Genomic DNA, 22,066 nt, shown 5'->3' with positions numbered 1-22,066 from the left:
GCCGCGGGCGGGCGTCAAAGCGTCCGCCGCAACTCACTGGGCGACAGGCCGTAACGTTGGCGGAAGCGCGCGGCGAAGCGGGAAGCCGACGCGTAGCCGCTGGCCTCGGCTATCTGGGCGATGGGCCGCTGGCCGCTTTGCACTTGCTGCAGGGCCAAGCCCATCCGCACCTCTTCCAGGATGGCCTGGAATCCGGCGCCTTCTTCCGCCAGCCGGCGGCGCAGCGTGGACGCGCCCAGATTGAGCCGGCGCGCCGCCGCGTCGACGCTCCACGGCGCGGCCGGGTCCAGCATCAGCAGCTGTTTCAGCGTCTGCGCCAAATTGCCGGATTGCTCTCGCAGCAATGGCCCGGCTAGGCCGGCCAGCGCCAGCGCCAGCAGCACGCCCTCGGCATGATGCTGGCGGATTTCCGGCGCCGCGCCGCCATGCAGGCTGTCGATCAGCAGGCTCCACGCCGACCGCAGCGCGCCGTCCATCGTCGGACAAAGCTCGAGGCCCGGCCGCTGCCGCAGCAGCAGCGGGCCGTGGCGGTCGCGGAAACGGTCCAGCAGACCCGGCGGCAGGTTGACCACATCGGCTAGGTAGCCGTCGGGCCCCGGCAGGTTGGCGATGTCCAGTTCGCAGCCGGCGGGCATCAGCACAAGTTGGGACGGTCCGGCCGACATCTCCCGCCCGCCCAGCCGAATGCGCTTGCCGCCGAGGCGGACGCGGCACAGCGCCGGCGCGAACACCGGCACCCGCCGCACATGCTGCGGCAGGCGGGCGCGGATCTCGCCGGCCTCGATGCGGCTCAGCCGGTGGGCGATGTTGTCCATTGGGTTCAGCGGCCGTAGGTGGCGGTGATCTGAGCCTTGCCCAGCGCGTTGGCGTTGAGCATGAAGCCCACCAGCGCGCCGCTGGCGTTGGCATCGATCGGCAGCTTGTCGGTCTTCAGCGCCCAGACGGTGAACTGGTAGCGGTGGGGCTTGTCGCCTTCGGGCGGGCAGGCCCCGCCGAAGCGGGCTTCGCCGTAGTCGGTGCGGCCCTGCACCGCGCCCGGCGGCAGTTTGCCGTCTTCGCCGCTGGCGCCTTCGGCCAGCGAATGCACATTGGCCGGCAGGTTCGCCACGGTCCAGTGCCACCAGCCGCTGCCGGTGGGAGCGTCCGGGTCGTAGGCGGTGATCGCGAAGCTCTTGGTCCCATCCGGCGCACCGCTCCAGGACAGTTGCGGCGAGACGTTGCCGCCCTCGCAGCCGAAGCCGCGGTAGACCTGTTTTAGGCCCAGCGGCATGCCGTCGGCGATGCTGTCGCTGGACAGTTTGAAGGCGTCGGCCTGGGCGGCCAGCGGAAGAGCAAGCAGGCTGGCGATCAGCAGGGTGGTGCGCATATCGGTTCTCCTGTGGCTAGATGGTGGGAGCATGTTAAGCGTCGGCGCGCGGCGCGGCTGCGCCGAAACGCTCGTCTGCGGCGCGAGCGCGCTCGCCGACGACTTTAGCAGCGCGGATGGGGAATGGGTATGATGCGCGGCGCGATAAAGGAGATAAACATGCCGAAACGATTGGCGCTGTGGCTGATCCGGATATACCAGCGGCAATTGTCGCCGCGCAAGGGATACGGCTGCGCTTATCGGGCCGCGACCGGCCGGAGCGGGTGTTCAGGCCTGGCTTATCGGGCGATCCGCCGCCACGGCTTGCGGCGCGGCGGCTGGATCGCGCGGGAGCGCCTGCTGCGTTGCTCAACTGCGGCCAGAACGCCGGCGGCGCGGCGGCGGCAGGCCGGTTATTGCGAGCCGCCGTGCGAGCCGGAGTGCTTGAGCCTGGACAGCTGCGACGGCTGCCTGGGCGACGCCGCGTGCCGGTCCGGCGAATGCCTGACGCATTCCTGGCTGGATTGGCGGCGGAGCCGCCGGAAGACGGACCGGGCGGGCTGATCAGGCCGCGACCGCGTCCTCGCCGTAGGCGAAGCGGCGCAGTCCTTCCCCCGCCAGCCGATAGCGTATCCACTCAGCCTGCGGCGCGGCGCCGATCGATTCATAGAAATCTATCGCCGGCTGGTTCCAGTCCAGCACGCTCCACTCGAAACGCCCGCAATCGTTGTCGCAGGCCAGCCTGGCCAGATGCCGCAGCAGCGCCTTGCCGGCGCCGCCGCCGCGCAGTTCCGGCGTCACGTACAAGTCCTCCAGATATAGCCCGTTCTTGCCCAGCCAGGTGGAGTAGCTGAAGAAGTACACGGCGAAGCCGGCCAGCTGGCCGTCCACGCGGCACATCAGCGCCTGGGCTTTGGCTTCGGGGCCGAACAGCGTGGCTTCGATGTCGGCGACGCCGGCCTTCACTTCGTGTTCGGCGCGCTCGTAGACGGCGAGCTCGGTGATGAAGCGATGGATTTCGGCCGCATCCTTGGGTTGGGCGGGGGTGATGGCGATCGGCATGCGCGGCTCTCTGGAAATGGTGGAAATGTCGGTTTTGAACATCTTATGGCAAGCGTTAGAATGAAAACAGTGCATTGTTTTCAGGTGAAAATGAAAAATATTCATCCAAGTCTGCGCGGGCTGGATCTCAATCTGCTGTTGCTGCTGGACGCCTTGTTCCGCACCGGCTCGGTGCAGGCCGCGGCGGACAGCCTGGCGATCAGCGCTTCCGCCTGCAGCCACGCGCTGTCGCGGCTGCGCCTGGCTCTGGGCGACCAGCTGTTCGTGCGGGTGGGCGGCGGAATGCGGCCCACCGCCAGGGCGGAGCAACTGGCGCCGGTGGTGGAGGCGGCATTGGCGCTGCTGTCAGACGGCTTGAGCCGGGGCGCGGATTTCGACCCGTCCCGCAGCGAGCGCCGTTTCGTGCTGGCCGCCACCGATTACACCGCTTTCGCGGTGCTGCCCGGTTTTCTGAGCCGGATGCAATCGCTGGCGCCGCGTTTGAGCTTTCGCGTGGTGCAGGCGGAGCGCAAGGTGCCGCTGGACGCGCTGCTGGCCGGCAGCCTGGATTTCGCGCTCGGTTATTCGGAAGAGGGCGGGCCGCCGCCGGCGGATATTGAGGAATTCGACTGGCCGGAGGAGGAGTATGTGGCCATCGTCAGCCGCAGCCATCCGCGCATTCGTAATGATCTGAGTCTGGAGTCCTATCTGGCGGAGCGGCACGCGGTGGTGACGCCGTGGAACGAGCCGCGCGGCGTGGTGGACCTGGTGCTGGAGAGGCTGGGGCTGGCGAGGGAGGTGGCGCTGCAGCTGCCGTCGGTGCTGGCGGCGCCGTTCATCATCGGCGGCGGCGAGCTGATCATGACGCTGCCCAGGCGCGCGGCGCTGCGCTTGGCCGAAGCCGCCGGGGTGAGGCTGTATCCTGCGCCCTTCGCCATTCCGCCATACCGCTTGAAGCTGTACCGCCATCGCCGGCACGCGGGTTCGGCCGCGCACGACTGGGTGTGGCGGCAGCTGGCGGCATGCGGGCCGGACGCGCGGGGGCCATGAAAAAGGGCCGGCATGGCCGGCCCGGTCGGGAGTCGCTTGCGGATCATCCCGCCAGCCAGCTGCCGGGATGGGACTCCAGCCAGATCTTGATGTTCTTGGCGTCGTTGACGCGCGCGGAGCTGGCGCCGGCATCCAGCAGCACGAAGATCAGCGGCTGCGAGCCGACCACAGCCTGCAGCACCATGCAGCGGCCCGCTTCCTGGATGTAGCCTGTCTTCTGCACCGCGATGTCCCAGCCGCCTTCGCGAACCAGCGCGTTGCTGTTCTTGTACTGCAGCACGCGGTTGCGCACCGATACGATCTGGTGCCGCTCGGTGGTGGTGAATTCGCGGATCAGCGGATATTTCTGCGCGGCCTGCACCATCTTGGCCAGATCGGCGGCGGTGGAGGTGTTGCGCACGTCCAGGCCGGTGGGATCGTGGAAGATGGTTTCGGTCATGCCCAGGCTCTGCGCCTTGTGGTTCATCCGCTCGACGAAAATGGAAGTGCCACCGGTGAAGGTGGTGCGCGCCAGGGTGGCGGCGGCGCGGTTTTCCGACGACATCAGCGCCAGCAGCAGCATTTCCTGCCGGCTGAGCGTGGTGCCGACCGCCAGCCGCGAGGTGGTGTGCTTCAGACGGTCGATCTCGGCGTCGGACACCGTGACCTGCTGCTCCAGCGACACGCCCGAATCCAGCAGCACCATCGCCGTCATCAGCTTGCTGATGGACGCGATCGGCATGCGCTGGTGGGCGTTCTTTTCATAGAGAGCTTCTCCGGTCAGACCATTGAGGATCAGCACCGAATGGGAATTGAGCCTGGGGGCGGTGTAGCCGGACATTTCGCTGGCTACCAGCACGCCTTGGGGCGAAGCCGCCAGCACCGGCATGGCCAGGGCCGCCGATACCAGCAGGCTTGCGATTTTCTTGATCATGCGTCACTCCACTGTGCGCTTATTTTGGAGGAAACCGGACGGCATCTTCACGGCATCTGCAGGCAAAATCAGTCAAGATGTTGGCATCATTTGTTGCAGGCACCCGCTGCGTCCTGTTTGCATTTTAAACAATGTCTCGGCTCTGTGTAGGGCAAAAATGCGGTTTTTCTCGAGTGGCGGCGGCGGCGGCTTTCCCTTGCCTGGCGGTCCTTTGCCGGGGATCGGGAAACGGGAGGTGAGATCGGGCGGATATGGGCGTAAAATCAATCTTTTCGCCATTGCTCCGGGGCCGCCATGCTGCTCACTTTTCCCGACAGTCCGTTTCAACTGAACCAGCCTTTCCCGCCGGCCGGCGACCAGCCGTCCGCCATCGAGAAGCTGGTGGAGGGCTTGTCCGACGGCTTGTCCTACCAGACTCTGCTGGGCGTGACCGGCTCCGGCAAGACCTACACCATGGCCAACGTCATCGCCCAGACGGGACGGCCGGCCATCATCATGGCGCACAACAAGACGCTGGCGGCGCAGCTGTACAGCGAGATGCGCGAATTCTTCCCGCACAACGCGGTGGAATACTTCGTCTCCTACTACGATTACTACCAGCCGGAAGCCTACGTTCCCAGCCGCGATCTGTTCATCGAAAAAGATTCCAGCATCAACGAGCACATCGAGCAGATGCGCTTGTCGGCCACCAAGTCGATATTGGAACGTCCCGACTGCATCATCGTGGCGACGGTGTCGGCGATTTACGGTATCGGCGACCCGTCCGACTACCACCAGATGATCCTGCACCTGAAGGAAGGCGAGACCACGCCGCAGCGCGACATCATCAGCCGGCTGACCACGATGCAGTACAGCCGCAACGACCTGGACTTCGGCCGCGGCACCTTCCGCGTGCGCGGCGACGTGATCGACATCTACCCGGCGGAAAGCAGCGACACCGCGCTGCGCGTCAGCCTGTTCGACGACGAGGTTGAAACGCTGACGCTGTTCGATCCGTTGACTGGTACGACGAAACAGCGCGTCGGCCGCTTCACCGTGTTCCCGTCCAGCCACTACGTGACGCCGCGCGACACCGTGCTGCGCGCCTGCGAGCAGATCAAGGACGAGCTGCGCTACCGCATCGAGTGGTATCAGAAAGAGGGCAAGTTGGTGGAGGCGCAGCGCATCGAGCAGCGCACCCGCTTCGACCTGGAAATGCTGTACGAGATGGGCTTCTGCAAGGGCATCGAAAACTACTCGCGCCACTTTTCCGGCCGCGGTCCGGGCGATCCGCCGCCGACGCTGATCGATTACCTGCCGAAGAGCGCGCTGATGTTCATCGACGAGAGCCACGTCACCGTGCCGCAGGTGGGCGCGATGTATAAAGGCGACGCCGCGCGCAAGGCCAATCTGGTGGAGTACGGCTTCCGCCTGCCGTCGGCCGCCGACAACCGGCCGCTGAAGTTCCACGAGTTCGAGCAGTTGATGCCGCAGACCATCTTCGTCTCGGCCACGCCGGCGGTGTACGAGAAGGACCACGCCGGCCAGGTGGTGGAGCAGGTGGTGAGGCCGACCGGCCTGGTGGACCCGCAGATCGAGATCCGTCCGGTGGCAACCCAGGTGGACGACCTGCTGTCCGAAATCCGCGACCGGATGGAGCGCGGCGAGCGGGTGCTGGTCACCACGCTGACCAAGCGCATGGCGGAGCAATTGGCCGACTACTACACCGAGCACGGCATCAAGGTGCGCTATCTGCACAGCGACATCGACACCGTCGAGCGGGTGGAGATCATCCGCGACTTGCGCCTGGGCATGTTCGACGTGCTGATCGGCATCAACTTGCTGCGCGAGGGCCTGGACATTCCCGAGGTGAGCCTGGTGGCGATCCTGGACGCCGACAAGGAAGGCTTCCTGCGAAGCGAGCGCAGCCTGATCCAGACCATAGGCCGCGCCGCGCGGAACCTGAATGGACGTGCGCTGCTCTACGCCGACCGCATCACAGATTCCATGCGCAAGGCGATGGACGAGACCGAGCGCCGCCGCGCCAAGCAGATGGCGTTCAACGCCGAGCACGGCATTATCCCCCGCGGCGTGGAGAAGAAGGTCAAGGACATCATCGACGGCGTCTACAGCGTCGAAGCCGAGCGTAAGAAGCTGGTGGATGAGGCCAAGGTGGCGATGATGGACGAGAAGACGCTGTCCAAGGAGATCAAGCGGCTGGAGAAGGAAATGCTGGAGGCCGCGCGCAATCTGGAGTTCGAGCGGGCGGCGCGCATCCGCGACGAATTGAAGCAATTGAAGGAAAAAGCCTGGCTCAGCGAGCTGTGAGCCGGCTTCGTTCGTTGAACCCCGCGTCGGCGACGCGGGGTTTTTTGCGTCTTTTTGGCCGAGCAGACTGTTCAGGCCAGCTCCAGCAACTCCTGCGGCAGGAAAGCCAGCTCGTCGCGGAAGAAGCTGCGCTCGCCGCGCCGCAGTTGCGGCAGCAGCTGTTTCAGGCGCAACGCGCTGGCACAGGCCTGCCGGCTGACGCCGCCTTCCCAGGCCTGGAACCACAGCGTTTCCAGCAGCAGATTGGCCAGTTGCAGCGGCGTCAGCGGCAGCCGGCCCTGGTCGTGCTCGTCCAGCGTCAGCTCGGCGACGGCGGTCCAGCTGCGGTAGCCCTTGGCGGCGGAAAACGGGCAGGGCGACAGGGCCAGCGCGCGGCGCATCTCCTGCAGCGGGAACGGCCGCGCGGCCTGGAAGCCCGCCAGCGCCGGGCACTTGGTCCGCGGGCAATCGCCGCGGGCGATGCGCAGCAGGAAGACGACGTTCCACGCCGAGCCGTTGCCGACGCCGAAGCGATCGCAAATCCATTCCGACAACCCCAGCCAGCGTATCGCCAGCCGTTGCATGTCCGTGACCGGCAGCGCGCGTTGCGGATCGACCAGCGCCTGCTTCCAGAACAGCCACAGGCACCAGCCAAGATTGGCCGCCACGTGCTGGGCGGCGTCGATGGAGTCCGCCTCGTAGGCGGCTTCCAGCGCGCCGGCCAGGTCCCGCAGCGCCGCTTCGGCGCGTTCCGGCGCTTGTCCTGCGATGGCGGCCTGCTTGTGCAACAACGCGCCCAGGTTCAGGCATTCGAAGCGCACGCGGGGGTTGTAGCGATAGACCGGCTGCAGCTCTCCCGGATTGCGCAGTTGCGCGAGGCAGGCCTCGGCGCCGTCTGGCTCGCCGCGCGCGTAGTGGTCCCAGGCGCGGGCGATGCAGGCCATGGCGGAGAAGGTGGGCTGGGCGGTTTCGAAGCGGCGGCCGTCCAGCACCTGCCCCAGTTTTTTCAGCGCTAGCCGGCTGTCGTCGAATTGCGCGCCGCGGCGCCAGGCCAGGCTTTCCTTGGTCAGGGCCAGCGCCTGCTGGAAATCGTTGTGCGCGGCCAGGCTGGCGGCATGGAAGGAGGCCGCCACCTGCGGGCCCGCCACCCTGCCCATGCCGTCGCGCTCGTCGCGGATCGCCTGGGTGAGCTGGCTCCAGTAATCCAGGCCGCGGGTCAGCGCCTCCAGTTGCGAAATGGAATCGGGAGCTTCCGCCGCGGCCGGCTCCAGGCCGAGGAATTGTTCCAGCTGCCGGCGGTCTGCCGGCAGTCCGTCCGCCAGAAATTCCAGCCGGGCCATGTCGTCAGAGGCCAGCCAGAAAGGGCCGCGGCTGCGCCCATCCGGATTGAGCAAGGAGGCGGTTTCGCGCCGAGGCGCGCCCCAGCCGGCCTCCACGCCCCAGGCGGCGAAGTCGGCGAAGGCGCGGGAAACCAGCATGCGCGGCGTCCGGCTGGCCGGAAAGCGCTGGCGCAGCGCGGCGACCGCCACCATGCCGTCTTCGTGGGCCGCGGCGTAGTAAAGCCGGACCAGCAGCCACAGTGATTGGAAACGTGCGGGTTTGCCGGCATGGCGGTAGGGCGGGGTGAGTTCGAAATGGATGGCGTCGGCGGTCATTATTTCAGGTTACAGCAGTTACGGACCGCGCGGTTTACCCCGCCGGGCCGGGCTGGCTAGAATCTTGCCAAGATCAAGGTTTGGCAGGAACCGTGATTTTGGAGCGGCAGGCGAGCGGCGAGTTCTCCCAAGAATGGAAATTCGGGAAATTATCGCCTTTATTTGAAATATAAATGGAAAATAAAATGCACAGAATGTTTAAATTTGCCGGCGCGCTGCTGGGCCTGGCGCTGGCGGCCGGAGCCTGCGCGGCGCAGGGCAGCCTGAGCCTCAAGCACCTGAAGGGCGGCGTGTACGTGGTGGAAGACGACTATTACGCCAAGGAGAACTCGGCGGTATACGTCGGCGCGGAGCATGTGACGGTGGTAGGCGCCACCTGGACGCCGGACACCGCCCGCGAGCTGGCGCGGCAAATACGCGCGGTCACCGACAAACCCATCGCCGAGGTGATCAATCCCAACTATCACACCGACCGGGCCGGCGGCAACGCGTACTGGAAGTCTATCGGCGCCCGCATCGTCGCCACTCAGCAGACGGCCGACGAGATGAGCCGCGGCTGGGACGACATCGTCGCTTTTACCCGCCAGGGTTTTCCGGATTATCCGGCGCTGCCCGCCTCCATGCCTGATCAGGTGTTTCCCGGCGACTTCGAACTGCAGGGCGGCAAGGTCAAGGCTTTCCATCTGGGCGCGGCGCATACCCGCGACGGCATTTTCGTCTATTTCCCGGAGGAGAAGGTGCTGTACGGCAACTGCATTCTCAAGCGGGAACTGGGCAACCTCCATTACGCCGATCTGAACGAATACCCGAAAACGCTGGACAGGCTGGCGCTCAGCGGGCTGGACATCGATACCATCATCGCCGGCCATCTGGACGCCCTGCATGGTCCGGAGTTGATCGACCACTACCGCCGGCTATTGAAGCGGCAGGCGTCGGATGAGGCGTCGCCGGCCCGCTGAGAGTTCAGCCTAGCCAGGCGGGCCGGCCCTTGACGGCCTCGACGATCCAGTCGCCGCGATGATCGTAGATCAGGTTGAAGGTGGTGTGGCCTTCGCTGGCGTCGCAGAGCGCCGCGCCGTCCCGGCTGTGGTCGAAGTCGATGACGGTGCCGGCGTGGCGGCGGCCGACGCCGGCATAGAAGCGCGGCAGCGGCGCGCAATCGATGTGACTGTCCGGCTGGGCGTCGATGAAACTGGACAGCACCATGCGGCCGTCGCCGGTGCGCACCGCCTGGCCGACATTGCAGGGCCGCCGTCCTGCGTCGTAGTGGGGAATGCTGATGCGGAACGCTTCCTCGTCCACGTCGGGGTGGTGGCGGGGGGCGCTCAGTTCCGGTTCGGGGTCCAGGCTCATGGTGACCGCGTTGGGGGAGGGCAAGCCTGAGCGCGAGGCGCGCACCGGCTGGCAGGACATGGCCTGGCCGGAGGGAAGGCCGGCGCGCGGCGCCGGATCAAGGCGGGCCTGCGCGGCGGCGAAGCTGGAAGACAGCAGCTCCAGAATCAGGATGGAGCCGGTTTCGGAGATCGGCGGCAGCGTCCGGTGGTAAAGGCTGTTGCTGTAGACGGCGCTGTCCGCGCCGGTGTAGCGGGCGGGTTCCTGAAACAGGAAGAAGTCCTGAGCGTGTCGGCTGTTGTTGAGAATATTGATGGTGTAGCGAGCGTTCATGCCCAATGTCCGGGTGTGTTTTTTTCGCTGCCGGGCGGCTGTGGCCGCTGCAGAGGCATCGGCTGTCTACAGCAGCAAGCGTGCCAGTTTGTAAAGTATTGTATTCATTGCGCTTGTCCCGATTTGTTTCCCCTCCTGGTGGACGAATTCGTCCATTTTTCGATTTTTTGATGGATGAATCCGGACGCTATCTCCGCTCATCTTTCTTGTCATTTTGAAAGTCGTTGGCATAATGCCTTGCCATATTCGGCGCGCCAGCCTGGCGCGTCCTTTGCTCAAGGTCGCCATGGACATTCCCGCGCATGATGTTTCTCCGCTTTCCGCCCCGCCTGGTCCGGCCGAGCGGGCGATAGGCCAGTCGGCGGTTTTCCAGCGTTTGCTGCAGCTGGTGCGGCGGGTGGCGCCGACCGACAAGACGGTGTTGATCTGGGGCCCCACCGGCGCCGGCAAGGAAGTCATCGCCCATGAGCTGCACCGCCACAGCCAGGTGGCGGGCCAGCCTTTCATCGATCTGAACTGCGCGGCGATTCCCGAGCACCTGATGGAGGCCGAGCTGTTCGGCCACGCCCGCGGCGCCTTCACCGGCGCGCAAGGCAGCCGCGTCGGCCTGCTGGCCCAGGTGGGGCGGGGCACGTTGTTTCTGGACGAGATCGGCGAACTGCCGCTGGCCTTGCAGCCCAAGCTGCTGCGGGTGCTGGAAACGCGCAGCTTCCGCCCGCTTGGTTCGGCCGAGCCGCAGCATTTCGCCGGCCGCGTGGTGGCCGCAACCCATCGGGATCTGCAGGCGGCGGTGCGCGATGGCCGTTTTCGCGAGGATCTGTACTACCGCTTGTCGGTATTCGTGCTCAGCCTGCCTGGGCTGGAGCAGCGCCGCGACGACATCCCTTCTCTGGTCGAACATTTCTCCGCGATGCAGCCGCGCCCGCTGCGCTTCGCTCCCGACGCCGTGTCGCGGCTGCAGAACAGCCGCTGGCCCGGCAACGTGCGCCAGCTGCGCAGCCTGGTGGACAGGCTGGGCGTGCTGTCCGACGGTCCGCTGATCACGGCGGCGGCGCTGGATGAATTCCTCGAGCCGCACGCTCATCCGTGGCAGGCCGACGCGGATGAGTTAGCGGACGCGATGCTGGCCCTGCCGGGCGAGGACAAGCTGGCGGCGGCGGAAACTTTGCTGCTCAACCGCGCGCTGCAGCTGTGCCGGGGCAACAAGGCCGCGGCCGCGCGCATGCTGGGCGTGGGGCGCAAGGTGGTGGAGCGCCGGCTGGGCGCGCGCGAGGACAAGCGCCAGACGCTGCGCCGGCTGCTGGAGGACGGCGGCCGGCTATTGGAGGCTGGCGATCTCGAGCAGGCGGCCAGAACCCTGTCGCGCGGATTGACCTTGCTTGAGGAGGCCGCGCTGCAGCAGGAGGCGAGGGAGGAGCATTTCCACCTGTTGCGCCAGTTGGGCATTTGCCACAGCGCGCGGCATGGTTGGTCCAATGGCGAGGCGCTGTCCTGCTACGAGGCGGCGCTGGAGGTGGGCAGGGAGCTGGATTGCGAGCCGGAGATCATGTCCATCCTGTTCGGCATCTGGACCAGCCAGCTGATGTCGCTGGAGCTGGACCGGGCGCGCGGCACCGCGCAGCAGATGCTGCAGCGCGGCCAGGCGGCTGGCGACGCCAGCGCGCTGGCCGACGCCCATTTCGTGATGGCCAACACCCTGTTCTGGCTGGGCGACCACGCCGAAGTGCTGGCCTGCCTGGAGCGGGGCGGCTTGCTGGGCGGCGGCCCGGGGCGGCGCATGGGCACCCAGGGTTTCGATCTGAGCGGGCTGGTGCTGACCTTCGAGGGGCTGGCGGCCTTCCAGCTGGGGCAGTTCGCCCGGGCGCGGTGCGCGCTGGAGGCTCTGCTGGCGAGGCGGGCCGGCGAGGATCAGCCCTTCAGCCATGCCATCGCGCTGCAGGGTGCGGTATGGCTGGCCTGCCTGTTCGAAGACGAGTCGCTGGGCGATCTGGCGGCGCAGATGGAGCAGCTGTCCCGGCAGCACGGCTTCGCTTTCTACCAGGGCGTCGCTCAGTTTTTCCTTGGTTGCCATATGGCCCGCAGCGGTCGTAACGAGGAGGCGGAGGCCGCGATGCAAGAGGGCTACCAGGGGCAGATGCTGCGGCATGGCGGCAAGCTGTTCCACTCCTTCTACGCCTGGCGGCGTTGCGAGCTGTTGTTGGCGTCGGGACGGGCATCAGAGAGCAGGGCGCTGGCCGAGCAGGCGCTGGAGCTGGCGATGGCGCACAAGGAGCGCGCCTATCTGGGCGAGTTGCTGATCGCGCGCGCCAGCGCGCTGAGGGCGCAGGGCGATGCCGCCGGCGCCGAGCAAGGCTTGCGCAGCGCATTGACCACCGCGGAAGCCTTGGGCGCGGTGCCGCCCAGGGTGGAGGCCGCGGCCCGGCTGGCGGACCTTTTGGCCGTGTCGGGCAGGGAAGAACAGGCGCGGGAGATGCTGGAAACCACCTTGCGGGCCTGCGATGGCCGCGGGGAGCCGGCCCACCCCGTGCTGCAAAGGGCGCGTCGCCTGCTCGGCGGCTTGCCGGGCGGCCGCGCCGACCACAACGCAACAACAGGTGCAAGCCATGGCTTTTGAACTTTCATCCCGCGATCTGGAACCTTTGCTGCAAGGCGCGTGCTTTTTCGGCAGCGGCGGCGGCGGGACGATGATCTCCGCCCGCCATCTGGCGGCGAATTTCCGCAGCGGCGATTATTATCCGACGGACAAGCTGCGAGTAGTGGACGTGGACGAGGCGACCGACGGCGACTGCGTGATGGTGGCCTATATGGGCGCGCCGGATGCGATCAACCAGGTGCAATGGCCGAACGGGCCGGTGGAGGCCGCGCGCGCCGCGCAGCAACGGCTGGAGTCGCAGGGGCGCAAGCTGGCCTACGTGGCGGCGCCGGAAAGCGGCGCGCTGGGTTTCGTGGTGGCCAGCCTGGTGGCGGCCAAGCTGGGGCTGGCGGTGGTGGACGCCGACGGCGCCGGCCGCGCGGTGCCGTCCTTGCCGATGCTGACCTACGCCGCTGCAGGCGTGCCGCCGACGCCGGCTTTTCTGGCCGGCGAGAGCGGCTTGTGCGTGGAGCTGGGCGTGCGCATGCCGCCGCCGGACGGCAAGCCGCAGGAAGACGTTTCCACCGTGGTGGAGCAGATGCTGCGCCCCATTCTGACCAATCCGCAGTTCGGCCAATTCGGCGGCCTGGCGATGTGGATCATGTCGCCGGAGCAACTGGGCAGCGCGCTGCCGGTGCGAGGCACGCTGAGCCGGGCGCTGAAGCTGGGCCGCGCGCTGCAGGACGGCGAGGTGAAGACCGCGGAGGCGATGCTGGACTTCCTGCGCCGCGAGCTCGACATCAAGGGCAAGCTGCTGTTCGGCCCGGCGACGCTGGCGTCGTCCGAGGTGACCACCGCCGGCGGCTTCGACCTAGGCAAGGTGAGCCTGGAGGACGGCGAGCGCCGTTGCACGGTGCTGTACCAGAACGAATCGCTGCTGGCTTGGGATAGCGCGGTTTCCCATCCGCTGGCGACCGCGCCGGACGCCATCAGCTACTTTGTCGAAGGCGATGGCCAGCATGTGTTCAGCAATGGCGACCTGTCGGGCGATGACCACGGCCTGGACCCGGCGGTGCGCGGCCGCAAGGCGGCGGTGATCGCGCTGCCGGCTGCCGCGCCGCTGCGCAAGGGCCTGATCCTGCAGAGTTTCGCCGACGAACTGGCGCAGCTTGGCTATCTGGGGCCGTACGCGCCGGTGGACGCTGGCCGGGAGGGCGCGTGATGAGCTTGCGCATCTGCGTGCTGGTGCCGGTGGGCGTGGACACCTTCAACCAGCCGATACTGGAATCCATCCGCTCGGTGATCCCGGCCGACGTCGAGGTGGAGGTTCGCAACCTGCCGCGCGGCACCAGCCATATCCAGGACCGCATCGACTGGCTGGCCAATGGCCTGGCCGTGGTGGAGACGGCGCTGCAGCTGGAACGCGAGGGTTTCGACGGCATCTGGCTCAGCGATTTCGACATGTGCGGCGTCGAGGCCGCGCGCGAGGCGGTGAACATCCCCATCGTCGGCGGCTTTCCGACGGCGGCGTTCAGCGCGCTGCTGCTCAGCCAGCGCTTCTCCATCGTCACAGTGCTGCAGTCGACGCTGGCGATGCAGCATGGCCATGTCCAGGCTTACGGCTTGCAGGATTCGTTCAGCTCGATCCGGGCGATAGACTGCCCGGTGGACCAACTGTCCAATATGGATGTGGTGGTGCCCAAGGTGTACGAGTGCGCGCTGGAGGCTGTCCGCCGCGACGGCGCGCAGTCCATTCTGCTTGGCTGCACCGGCTTCGTCGGCGTGGCGCGCCGGGTGGAGCAGCTGCTGGAGGCGACGCTGGGCTGCTATGTGCCGGTGATCGATCCCAACCAGGCCGGCTTCAGCCTGCTGCTGTCGCTGGTGAGGATGAAGGTGCGCCCCAGCCGGCTGTGCTACGGCAAGGAGTCGCTGCCGGTGATCACCTCGCTGTCGCGGCAGGTTTGACGGCGTGTCGATGAAAAATCCCCGCCGCAGCGGGGATTTTTGCTTTCAGGCGCGGGCTTCGGCCAGGTGCCGCTTGCGGAAGCGCTGGGCCAGCATCGCGCACACCATCAGCTGGATCTGGTGGAACAGCATCAAGGGCAGCACGATGGCGCCGATCGCGTGGCCGGCGAACAGCACCTTGGCCATCGGCACGCCGCTTGCCAGGCTCTTCTTCGAGCCGCAGAACAAGATGGTGATCCGGTCTTCGCGGCTGAAGCCCAGCTTGCGGCCGGCCAGCGAGGTGATCGCCAGCAACAGGCCCAGCAGGATGGCGTTGACCGCCAGCAGGCCGGCCAGCGCCGCCGCCGGTGTCTGTTGCCATAGCCCGCTGATCACCGCCGCGCTGAACGCGGTGTACACCACCATCAGAATCGATCCCTGGTCCACGTATTTCAGCATGGCCTTGTGCTTGTCCACCCAGCCGCCTATCCAGCGGCGGGCGATCTGGCCGGCGATGAAGGGCAGCAGCAACTGGTAGACGATGTCCAGCGCAGACCCCATGTTCTGCGCCGCGCCGCCGTGGCTGGCCACCAGCCAGCCCACCAGCAGCGGCGTGATGAAGATGCCCAGCAGATTGGATGCGGTGGCGCTGCAGATGGCGGCCGGGACATTGCCCTGGGCCATCGAGGTGAAGGCGATCGATGACTGCACGGTGGACGGCAGCATGCACAGATAGAGCACGCCCAGGTATAGCTCCGGCGTCACCAGCGGCGTCAGCACCGGCTTGAGCAGCAGGCCCAGCAGCGGGAACAGCGCGAAAGTGCAGGCGAGCACGGTCAGGTGCAGCCGCCAGTGGCCGGCGCCAGCCACCACCGCCTCGCGCGACAGCTTGGCGCCGTGCAGGAAGAACAGCAGGCCGATCGCCAGATTGGTGGCCAGGTTGAAGATTTGCGCGGTCTGGCCGGAGCAGGGCAGCAGGCTGGCCAGCGCGACGGTGGCCAGCAAGGCCAGGGTGAAAGAATCCAACAGCTTGGGCATGGCATCAGGCATTCGTTGTTTGATCTTGCTATTGAAGCGCGGATTAATTAAGAATACAAATGCATTTATTTGATCAATTAAAAAGATATTTTTATGAATTTCACGCTGAGACAGCTAAGAGCCTTCTGCCGGGTGGCCGAGCACGCCAGTTTCAGCCGGGCCGGCGATGAGCTGGGCCTGACCCAGCCGGCGGTCAGCCGCACGGTGCGGGAGCTGGAGCAGGCGCTGGCATTGCGCCTGCTGGACCGCACCACCCGCGAAGTGGCGTTGACCGCGGCCGGCGCGCGGCTGCTGCCCAAGCTCAGGCGGGCGCTGGAGGAGTTGGACGAGGTGCTGGACGCCGCGCGCAAGGAGAGCGAGCAGGCACTGGGCAGCGTCCACGTCGCCAGCAGCCCGACGCTGTCGGCTAGCCTGATGCCGGCCATCGTTTCCGCCTGCCGCGAACGCTATCCGCAACTGGGCCTGCGCCTGCATGATCAGGTCCAGCGCCTGAATGTCGCGGCGGTGCGCGGCGGCGAGGTGGACTTCGGCCTGGTGGTGGAGCCGGAGCCCTGCGACGATCTGGAACAGGAAACGGTGCTGGTCGACGACTTCTGGCTGGTGTGCCGCGCCGATCACCGACTGGCCGCGAGCGAGTCGGTGGAGTGGGGGCAGTTGGATGGCGAGGCGCTGGTGTTGTTGGATGACAGCTCCGGCAGCCGGTCGCTGATAGATCAATTGCTGCGCGAACATGGCCTGGATTGCCCGGTGGCGCAGCAGTTGGGCCATTCCAATTCGGTGTTCCGCATGGTGGCCGCCGGCATCGGCGTCAGCGTGTCGCCGGGGCTGGCCATGCCATTGCCGGAAAACTGCGGCCTGATCGCGCGCCGCTTGTCGCCGCGCGCCAGCCGCCGCATTGTCTTGATCCGCCGGCGCAACCGCACGCTGTCGCCTGCCGCGGAGCGCGTATGGCGGCTGGTGTTAGAGATGAGAGGGCAATTGCAGACGCTGGCACAGCGGGTAGTGGAGGAGGGGAGATTTTGATCGGGAAGGACAGGCGCCCGGACGCCGCCGTATTGGCACGTCCGGGCTATTCAGAGCTTACTGGGCGGTGTTGGATGCCCAAACCGGGATCTTCGGTTCGTAGATCACCAGGTTGCCGTCATCTTGCATGGTGACGAAACATCCGGGCTTGCCGTTGGTGCCGGACGCCCACAGCGCTTTGCCATGGAAGTCGTACAGCACGAAGTTGCCGTCGGTCTGCATGATGGCGCGCATGGCGTCCTTGCCATTGGTGTTGGAGGCCCACAGCGGATGGTGGTTGGCCATCCGGTACAGCACCAGGTTGCCGTCGCTTTGCAGAATCAGCTGGTAGGCGCCGTTGGTCGACAGCAGGTATTCGTTGATGCCCAGGACCTGATTGGGAAGCAGGGTATTTGCCATGTTGCCACTCCTTGAAATGAGGTTGTCAAGAAACGCTACGGCAGGATGCAATATGAATGATGGCGGGACGATTTCTTAATGCCAGCCATCACCGACATGCCGCCTGCATGGTATTTTCAATTGGCCGGCGGCGCAATATATAAATCTCTGGAATGAGGATATTTTGACGGGAAATATGGATTTCATGTCTTAAAGTACAGCTTTGTTTTTCGATGCATTGATTTTTTGGCACGTCGAATGATTGGAAATGGAGGTTTCGAAATGTCGGATTCGGCATTTTGATAATTAGGTGCAGAATTTTCGCGTAATCATTTCAGCTTGTGCCTGAATAATTCATAAGAAGATTTTTTGAGCGCGGATTCGGTTTTCATGCTGGTCAGAGGATATATTTTCTGAGTTCGGTAGGAGGAAATGCAGTCGCCAGGAAGGGTGGGGCTGCTGGCTGTCATCTGATTTTCGTGTCAATATGGCACGCATCGCGCGCAGGCTTAAAAACATGATCCGCGGGAAATTCGTGCGCTGCGCGGCGAGTTTGGATTTCATCAAGGGGAACTCTATGAGCGGAAAGGATTTTTTCTCCATCCTTTTTGTCTGCCACGGCAATATCTGCCGATCACCCACCGCGGAGGGCGTGATGCGGAAACGGCTGGCCGCGACAGGGTGGTCGGGCCGGATCCGGCTGGACTCCGCCGGAACCCATGGCTATCACGTTGGCGAGCCGCCGGACGCGCGCAGCATGCGCGCCGCCGCTGGGCGGGGATATGATCTTTCCGCGCAGCGGGCCCGCCAGGTGGCTGATGGAGACTTCTCCGCTTTCGACCTGATCCTGGCCGCGGATCGCCATAACCTGGACGACCTGCGCCGGCGTTGTCCCGAGGAACTGAGCGATCGCCTGCATCTGATGCTGGAGCCGTTGGGGCAAGATCGGGAGGTGCCGGATCCGTATTACGGCGGCGATCGGGGCTTCGAGCAGGTGTTGGACCTGCTGGAGGCCGCCTGCGACGCCTGGCTGGCCAGGATAGAGGCCGGATTGCGTTGAGCGCCTGACCGGAGTCGGCGCTCCTGCTAAGCTATTTGAAACAACCCAGTCACGCTTGGGCGGGCCGAAGCCGACGGCCGCGCGGGCGAACTCTGTCTGCAAGGTAAAAACATGGCCTTGACTTCGCGAGAGCGAGCGAACAAGACTCCTTTGGAAATCGTCCCCAGCCACAGCGCGGACGTGATCCTGCCGCGCCAGCCGACCAAGACGCCGCTGGCCAGCCAAACCGTCATCGTCATCGGCTCCTCCACGGGCGGCACCGAGGCCTTGCGCGCGCTGCTGACCACACTGCCCGCCAACATGCCGCCGATTCTGATCGCCCAGCACATGCCGGAAATGTTCACTCATTCGTTCGCGCAGCGGCTGGATTCGCTGTGCCGCTTGCGGGTGAAGGAGGCGGAGGACAATGAAAGGCTGCAGCCCGGCACCGTCTACATCGCGCCCGGCCATTCCCATTTATTGATCAAGAGCGCGCCGACGATAGGCTACAGCACCTCGCTGAACAACGGCCCGGCGGTGAACCGCCATCGGCCGTCGGTGGATGTGCTGTTCCGCTCCGCCGCCAATCTGGTCGGCAAGAACAGCATAGGCGTGATCCTGACCGGCATGGGCCGCGACGGCGCCAACGGCATGCTGGAGATGCGGCAGGCCGGCGCCTGGAACATCGCTCAGGACGAGACGAGCTGCGTGGTGTTCGGCATGCCCAAGGAGGCGATCGCCATCGGCGCCACCCACGAGGTGCTGGCGCTCGGCAGCATCGCCCAGCGGCTGGTCACGCTGGCGCACCAGCGCCAGCCATCGGTGTAACCATAATAAGAAGCATTGGACTCCATGAAGTATCTTCCGATTCTGGTGGTTGAGGACGACGCCGACTTGCGCGAAGCCATCGTCGACACGCTGTCGCTGGCCGGCTATCCGACGCTGGAGGCCGCCGACGGCGGCGCCGCCCTGCTGAAGCTGGCCAAGGAGCCGGTGGGGCTGATCATTTCCGACGCGCAGATGGCGCCGATGGACGGCTATGATTTGTTCGAGGAGGCGAAGAAGCGCTATCCCGGCGTGCCTTTCATCCTGATGACGGCTTATGGCGTGATCGAGCGCGCGATCGAGCTGTTGCGCGCCGGGGCCGCCCATTATCTGCTTAAGCCCTTCGAGCCGCAGAGCCTGCTCGCCGAGGTGGCGAAGCATCTGTTGGCGATGCCGGGCGACGACGGCGGCGAAGTGGTGGCGGAATCCGCCGCGATGCGTCAGTTGTTCGCGCTGGCGGGCAGGGTGGCGCAGAGCGACGCCAGCGTGATGATTTCCGGTCCGAGCGGCAGCGGCAAGGAAGTGCTGGCGCGTTACATCCATCGCCATTCCCGGCGCGGCGGCGGGCCTTTCGTCGCCGTCAACTGCGCGGCGATCCCGGACAACCTGCTGGAGTCCACGCTGTTCGGCCATGAGCGCGGCGCCTTCACCGGCGCGGCGCAGGCGCTGCCCGGCAAGTTCGAGCAGGCTCAGGCGGGCACCATTTTGCTGGATGAAGTCACCGAGATGCCGCTGCCGCTGCAGGCCAAGCTGCTGCGGGTGCTGCAGGAGCGCGAAGTGGAGCGGATAGGCAGCACCAGGGCCATCAAGCTGGACATTCGCGTGCTGGCCACATCCAACCGCGATTTGCAGGCGGCGGTGGAGGCGGGAAATTTCAGGGAAGACCTGTATTTCCGTCTGAATGTTTTTCCTTTGCGGATACCCGCGCTGGCCGAGCGCCAGGATGATATCCTGCCATTGGCACGATTCCTGCTTAAAAAACATGCGGAGGCCGCCGGGCGGGCGTCTTTGGTATTTTCCAGGGATGCGGAACGTCATTTGACGGCCTATAGTTGGGAGGGTAACATCCGCGAACTGGATAATGTCGTGCAGCGGGCGGTCATTCTTGCCGCCGGGGCGGAAATTCTTGCCGCCGATCTGATGCTGGGCGATATTGCAGGCGTGGGGCAGTTTACCCGGGCAGAGTCCGAGTCGGACAGTTCGGTGTCGGGTGAAACCGACATGAAAACCCTTGAAAAACGCCATATTCTGGAAACATTGACGGCAGTCGGCGGCGTGAAGAAGCTGGCTGCGGAGAAGCTGGGCATCAGCGAGCGCACTTTGCGCTACAAATTGCAGCGTTACCGTGATGAAGACGCTGCGGATGCCGGTGGAGATGTTCCGGAGGGAAATGGCACGGAGTAGCCATGTCAGTCAATAATATCGACCAGTTGCTGGGCGAGCTGAAAAGCGCGGCGGCGCTGGCTTCAGGCAAACAGCCGCAGGCGACTCAGCAGACGCCGCAGGTCGACTTTTCCGACGTGCTCAAATCAACGATAGAGCAGGTCAATTCGGCGCAGCAGACATCGGAGGAGATGCAAAAGCAGTTTCAGCTGGGCGACAACAAGGAGGTCAATCTGCAGGACGTGATGGTGTCGCTGCAGAAAGCCAGCCTGTCGTTCCAGACGATGGTTCAGGCGCGAAACAAGCTGGTCAGCGCCTATCAGGAAATCATGAATACTCAAGTCTAGCGCTGCCTTGCCACGGCCCGGCGGCGGTGGACCTAAACCATAAACCACCGTATGGCTGATCTGGCAGAAGAAAACGCTACTCCAGTTTGGCGCGCGCGACTGAATGAAGCGGGTGACCGCTTCAAGGCGCTGCCGAATAACCGAAAAATCCTGTTCCTTACGGCGCTGGCCGCGATTTTCGCCGTCGTCGTCGGCGCGGTGGTCCTCAACCGCACGCCTTCCTACAAGATACTGTTCTCCAATCTGGCCGATCGCGACGGCGGCCAGGTCACGGCCGCGTTGCAGCAGATGAACATCCCCTATCAGTTGGGCGAGGGGGGCGTGGTTTCTGTGCCGGCGGACAAGGTTTACGATGTCCGGTTGAAGCTGGCGGCCCAGGGCTTGCCCAAGGCCAGCGGCGTCGGCTTCGAACTGATGGACAATCAGAAGTTCGGCATCAGCCAGTTTGCCGAGCAGGTCAATTACCAGCGCTCCATCGAGGGCGAGCTCGCCCGCACCATCGAGGCCGTTTCCTCGGTGCAGAGCGCCCGCGTCCACATCGCCACGCCCAAGCAAAGCGTGTTCGTCCGCGAGCAGCAGTCTCCCACCGCTTCGGTGATGCTGCAGCTGTATCCGGGGCGAATGCTTGACGGCGGCCAGGTGGCGGGCATTCTGCACCTGGTGTCCAGTTCGGTGCCGAACCTGCCGCTGAAGAATGTCACCATCGTCGATCAGGACGGTAATCTGCTGTCCAAGCAAACCGGCCCTGATGACAATTCCGGCCTGGATCAGCGCCAGCTGGGCTTCGTGCGCCAGATCGAGGAAGGCTACGTCAAGCGGATCGAAGACATCCTGGAGCCTATCTTCGGCCATGGCAATGCCCGCGCCCAGGTGACGGCCAATGTCGACTTCTCCGAAACCGAGCAGACCTCGGAGACTTACCGGCCCAATTCCAATCCCAACCCCTCGGCCACCCGCAGCCAGCAGATCAGCGAGAAACTGGTCAACGGCTCGGCGAACCCCACCGGTGTGCCCGGCGCCTTGTCCAACCAGCCGCCTTCCGCAGCGTCGGCGCCGATCACGCTGCCGCCGGGAGCCGCGCCGGGCACCGCCAATCTGTCCGGCCTGGGCGTCAGCGCCAGCGGCACGCTGCAGCGCGACATCACCACCAATTACGAGGTCGACAAGACCATACAGCACACCAAGGTGCCCACCGGCGTGGTCAAGCGCCTGTCGGCGGCCGTGGTGGTCAATTATCGGCGTATGCCGGACAAGAGCGGCGAGATGAAGCCGACGCCGCTGACGCCGCAGGAAGTGCAGCAGATCAACAATCTGGTGAAGGAGGCGATGGGCTACAACACCGGGCGCGGCGACACGCTGAACGTGGTCAATGCCGCCTTCGCCGACAACGCCCAGCCCGTCACCATGCAGGAGCGGGTGATTGATTACGTCAGCGGCAACGGCACCAGCCTGATCAAGTACGGCCTGCTGGCGATCGCGGTGCTGTACTTGCTGTTCGGCGTGGTGCGTCCCGTCATGCGCGATCTGGTCAGGCCGCCTGCGCCTGCGGGCGGCGCGGAGGG

22 protein-coding genes are annotated in these 22,066 nt (G+C 65.4%); 13 read left to right on the top strand and 9 right to left on the bottom strand.

Annotation, left to right across the window (positions count from 1 at the left end):
* Positions 1–14 precede the first annotated feature (14 nt).
* Positions 15–815 carry a helix-turn-helix transcriptional regulator gene (locus tag LQR33_RS19565; RefSeq protein WP_231470155.1) on the bottom strand — a complete coding sequence of 267 codons (801 nt, stop codon included), beginning with the start codon at positions 813–815 and terminating at the stop codon, positions 15–17.
* 5 nt (positions 816–820) lie between these two features.
* Entirely contained in the window at positions 821–1,366 is a 546-nt protein-coding gene (locus tag LQR33_RS19560) for a kinase inhibitor (RefSeq protein WP_221667447.1), read from the bottom strand.
* 159 nt (positions 1,367–1,525) lie between these two features.
* Here LQR33_RS19560 and yidD point away from each other — a divergent pair, with 159 nt between their 5' ends.
* Entirely contained in the window at positions 1,526–1,909 is a 384-nt protein-coding gene (gene yidD, locus LQR33_RS19555; RefSeq protein ID WP_231470154.1) for a membrane protein insertion efficiency factor YidD, read from the top strand.
* On the opposite strand, the gene LQR33_RS19550 is transcribed toward yidD, so the two are convergent.
* A complete protein-coding gene (locus tag LQR33_RS19550; RefSeq protein ID WP_166441153.1) occupies positions 1,910–2,407 on the bottom strand; it encodes a GNAT family N-acetyltransferase in 498 nt (165 codons plus the stop codon).
* 90 nt (positions 2,408–2,497) lie between these two features.
* Between LQR33_RS19550 and LQR33_RS19545 the strand changes: the two genes are divergently transcribed.
* Positions 2,498–3,436 carry a LysR substrate-binding domain-containing protein gene (locus tag LQR33_RS19545; protein ID WP_231179069.1) on the top strand — a complete coding sequence of 313 codons (939 nt, stop codon included), beginning with the start codon at positions 2,498–2,500 and terminating at the stop codon, positions 3,434–3,436.
* Between the two features lie 43 nt (positions 3,437–3,479).
* Here the strand turns inward: LQR33_RS19545 and LQR33_RS19540 are convergent, their stop codons facing one another.
* On the bottom strand, positions 3,480–4,349 hold the full coding sequence (locus LQR33_RS19540; RefSeq protein ID WP_166441155.1) for a serine hydrolase: 870 nt from the start codon (positions 4,347–4,349) through the stop codon (positions 3,480–3,482).
* A gap of 294 nt (positions 4,350–4,643) precedes the next feature.
* On the opposite strand from LQR33_RS19540, the gene uvrB reads away from it, so the two are divergent.
* Complete coding sequence (uvrB, locus tag LQR33_RS19535; protein ID WP_221666088.1) at positions 4,644–6,656, top strand: excinuclease ABC subunit UvrB; 2,013 nt, start codon at positions 4,644–4,646, stop codon at positions 6,654–6,656.
* A 71-nt stretch (positions 6,657–6,727) separates the two neighbouring features.
* Here the strand turns inward: uvrB and LQR33_RS19530 are convergent, their stop codons facing one another.
* Positions 6,728–8,290 carry a hypothetical protein gene (locus LQR33_RS19530; RefSeq protein ID WP_231179068.1) on the bottom strand — a complete coding sequence of 521 codons (1,563 nt, stop codon included), beginning with the start codon at positions 8,288–8,290 and terminating at the stop codon, positions 6,728–6,730.
* 185 nt (positions 8,291–8,475) lie between these two features.
* On the opposite strand from LQR33_RS19530, the gene bla reads away from it, so the two are divergent.
* Positions 8,476–9,249 (top strand): subclass B2 metallo-beta-lactamase, encoded by a 774-nt coding sequence (gene bla / locus LQR33_RS19525; protein ID WP_231470153.1) that lies wholly within the window; start codon positions 8,476–8,478, stop codon positions 9,247–9,249.
* 4 nt (positions 9,250–9,253) lie between these two features.
* On the opposite strand, the gene LQR33_RS19520 is transcribed toward bla, so the two are convergent.
* Both LQR33_RS19520 and LQR33_RS19515 read right to left on the bottom strand, forming a co-directional pair.
* A complete protein-coding gene (locus tag LQR33_RS19520) occupies positions 9,254–9,955 on the bottom strand; it encodes a hypothetical protein (RefSeq protein WP_231470152.1) in 702 nt (233 codons plus the stop codon).
* Between the two features lie 66 nt (positions 9,956–10,021).
* Positions 10,022–10,243, bottom strand: coding sequence for a hypothetical protein (locus LQR33_RS19515; protein ID WP_231470151.1), 222 nt, complete (start codon positions 10,241–10,243; stop codon positions 10,022–10,024).
* On the opposite strand from LQR33_RS19515, the gene LQR33_RS19510 reads away from it, so the two are divergent.
* From LQR33_RS19510 to LQR33_RS19500, 3 genes are read left to right on the top strand one after another with little or no spacing between them, the layout of a single operon-like run.
* Positions 10,242–12,569: a sigma-54-dependent transcriptional regulator gene (locus LQR33_RS19510; RefSeq protein WP_166441161.1), complete on the top strand. Its 2,328-nt coding sequence runs from the start codon at positions 10,242–10,244 to the stop codon at positions 12,567–12,569. The genes LQR33_RS19515 and LQR33_RS19510 overlap by 2 nt on opposite strands.
* Entirely contained in the window at positions 12,559–13,749 is a 1,191-nt protein-coding gene (locus LQR33_RS19505; RefSeq protein ID WP_166441162.1) for a DUF917 domain-containing protein, read from the top strand. Before LQR33_RS19510 ends, LQR33_RS19505 begins: the two co-directional genes overlap by 11 nt.
* The gene (locus LQR33_RS19500) at positions 13,749–14,492 is read left to right on the top strand and encodes an aspartate/glutamate racemase family protein (protein WP_231470150.1); all 744 of its coding nucleotides are present in this window, start codon (positions 13,749–13,751) and stop codon (positions 14,490–14,492) included. Before LQR33_RS19505 ends, LQR33_RS19500 begins: the two co-directional genes overlap by 1 nt.
* A 45-nt stretch (positions 14,493–14,537) precedes the next feature.
* Here the strand turns inward: LQR33_RS19500 and LQR33_RS19495 are convergent, their stop codons facing one another.
* Positions 14,538–15,521, bottom strand: a complete 984-nt coding sequence (locus LQR33_RS19495) for a bile acid:sodium symporter family protein (RefSeq protein ID WP_231470149.1) — start codon at positions 15,519–15,521, stop codon at positions 14,538–14,540.
* A gap of 81 nt (positions 15,522–15,602) precedes the next feature.
* Between LQR33_RS19495 and LQR33_RS19490 the strand changes: the two genes are divergently transcribed.
* Positions 15,603–16,532 carry a LysR family transcriptional regulator gene (locus tag LQR33_RS19490; protein WP_231470148.1) on the top strand — a complete coding sequence of 310 codons (930 nt, stop codon included), beginning with the start codon at positions 15,603–15,605 and terminating at the stop codon, positions 16,530–16,532.
* Between the two features lie 57 nt (positions 16,533–16,589).
* Here the strand turns inward: LQR33_RS19490 and LQR33_RS19485 are convergent, their stop codons facing one another.
* Positions 16,590–16,931 carry a hypothetical protein gene (locus tag LQR33_RS19485; protein ID WP_076226191.1) on the bottom strand — a complete coding sequence of 114 codons (342 nt, stop codon included), beginning with the start codon at positions 16,929–16,931 and terminating at the stop codon, positions 16,590–16,592.
* Positions 16,932–17,397: 466 nt separating this feature from the next.
* Between LQR33_RS19485 and LQR33_RS19480 the strand changes: the two genes are divergently transcribed.
* From LQR33_RS19480 to fliF, 5 genes are all read left to right on the top strand, one after another.
* A complete protein-coding gene (locus tag LQR33_RS19480) occupies positions 17,398–17,970 on the top strand; it encodes a low molecular weight protein-tyrosine-phosphatase (protein WP_269326289.1) in 573 nt (190 codons plus the stop codon).
* A gap of 111 nt (positions 17,971–18,081) precedes the next feature.
* Positions 18,082–18,777, top strand: a complete 696-nt coding sequence (locus LQR33_RS19475; protein WP_031296543.1) for a chemotaxis protein CheB — start codon at positions 18,082–18,084, stop codon at positions 18,775–18,777.
* Positions 18,778–18,801: 24 nt separating this feature from the next.
* Positions 18,802–20,178: a sigma-54-dependent transcriptional regulator gene (locus LQR33_RS19470; protein ID WP_231470147.1), complete on the top strand. Its 1,377-nt coding sequence runs from the start codon at positions 18,802–18,804 to the stop codon at positions 20,176–20,178.
* A 2-nt stretch (positions 20,179–20,180) separates the two neighbouring features.
* On the top strand, positions 20,181–20,504 hold the full coding sequence (fliE, locus tag LQR33_RS19465) for a flagellar hook-basal body complex protein FliE (protein WP_021477700.1): 324 nt from the start codon (positions 20,181–20,183) through the stop codon (positions 20,502–20,504).
* A gap of 51 nt (positions 20,505–20,555) precedes the next feature.
* Positions 20,556–22,066 (top strand): flagellar basal-body MS-ring/collar protein FliF (gene fliF, locus LQR33_RS19460; RefSeq protein WP_231470146.1); only part of this gene is annotated, 1,511 nt, incomplete at its 3' end.

The organism is Chromobacterium piscinae, assembly GCF_021129175.1.
GTDB lineage: Bacteria > Pseudomonadota > Gammaproteobacteria > Burkholderiales > Chromobacteriaceae > Chromobacterium > Chromobacterium piscinae.
This window is presented reverse-complemented; position numbering and strand designations above follow the sequence as displayed.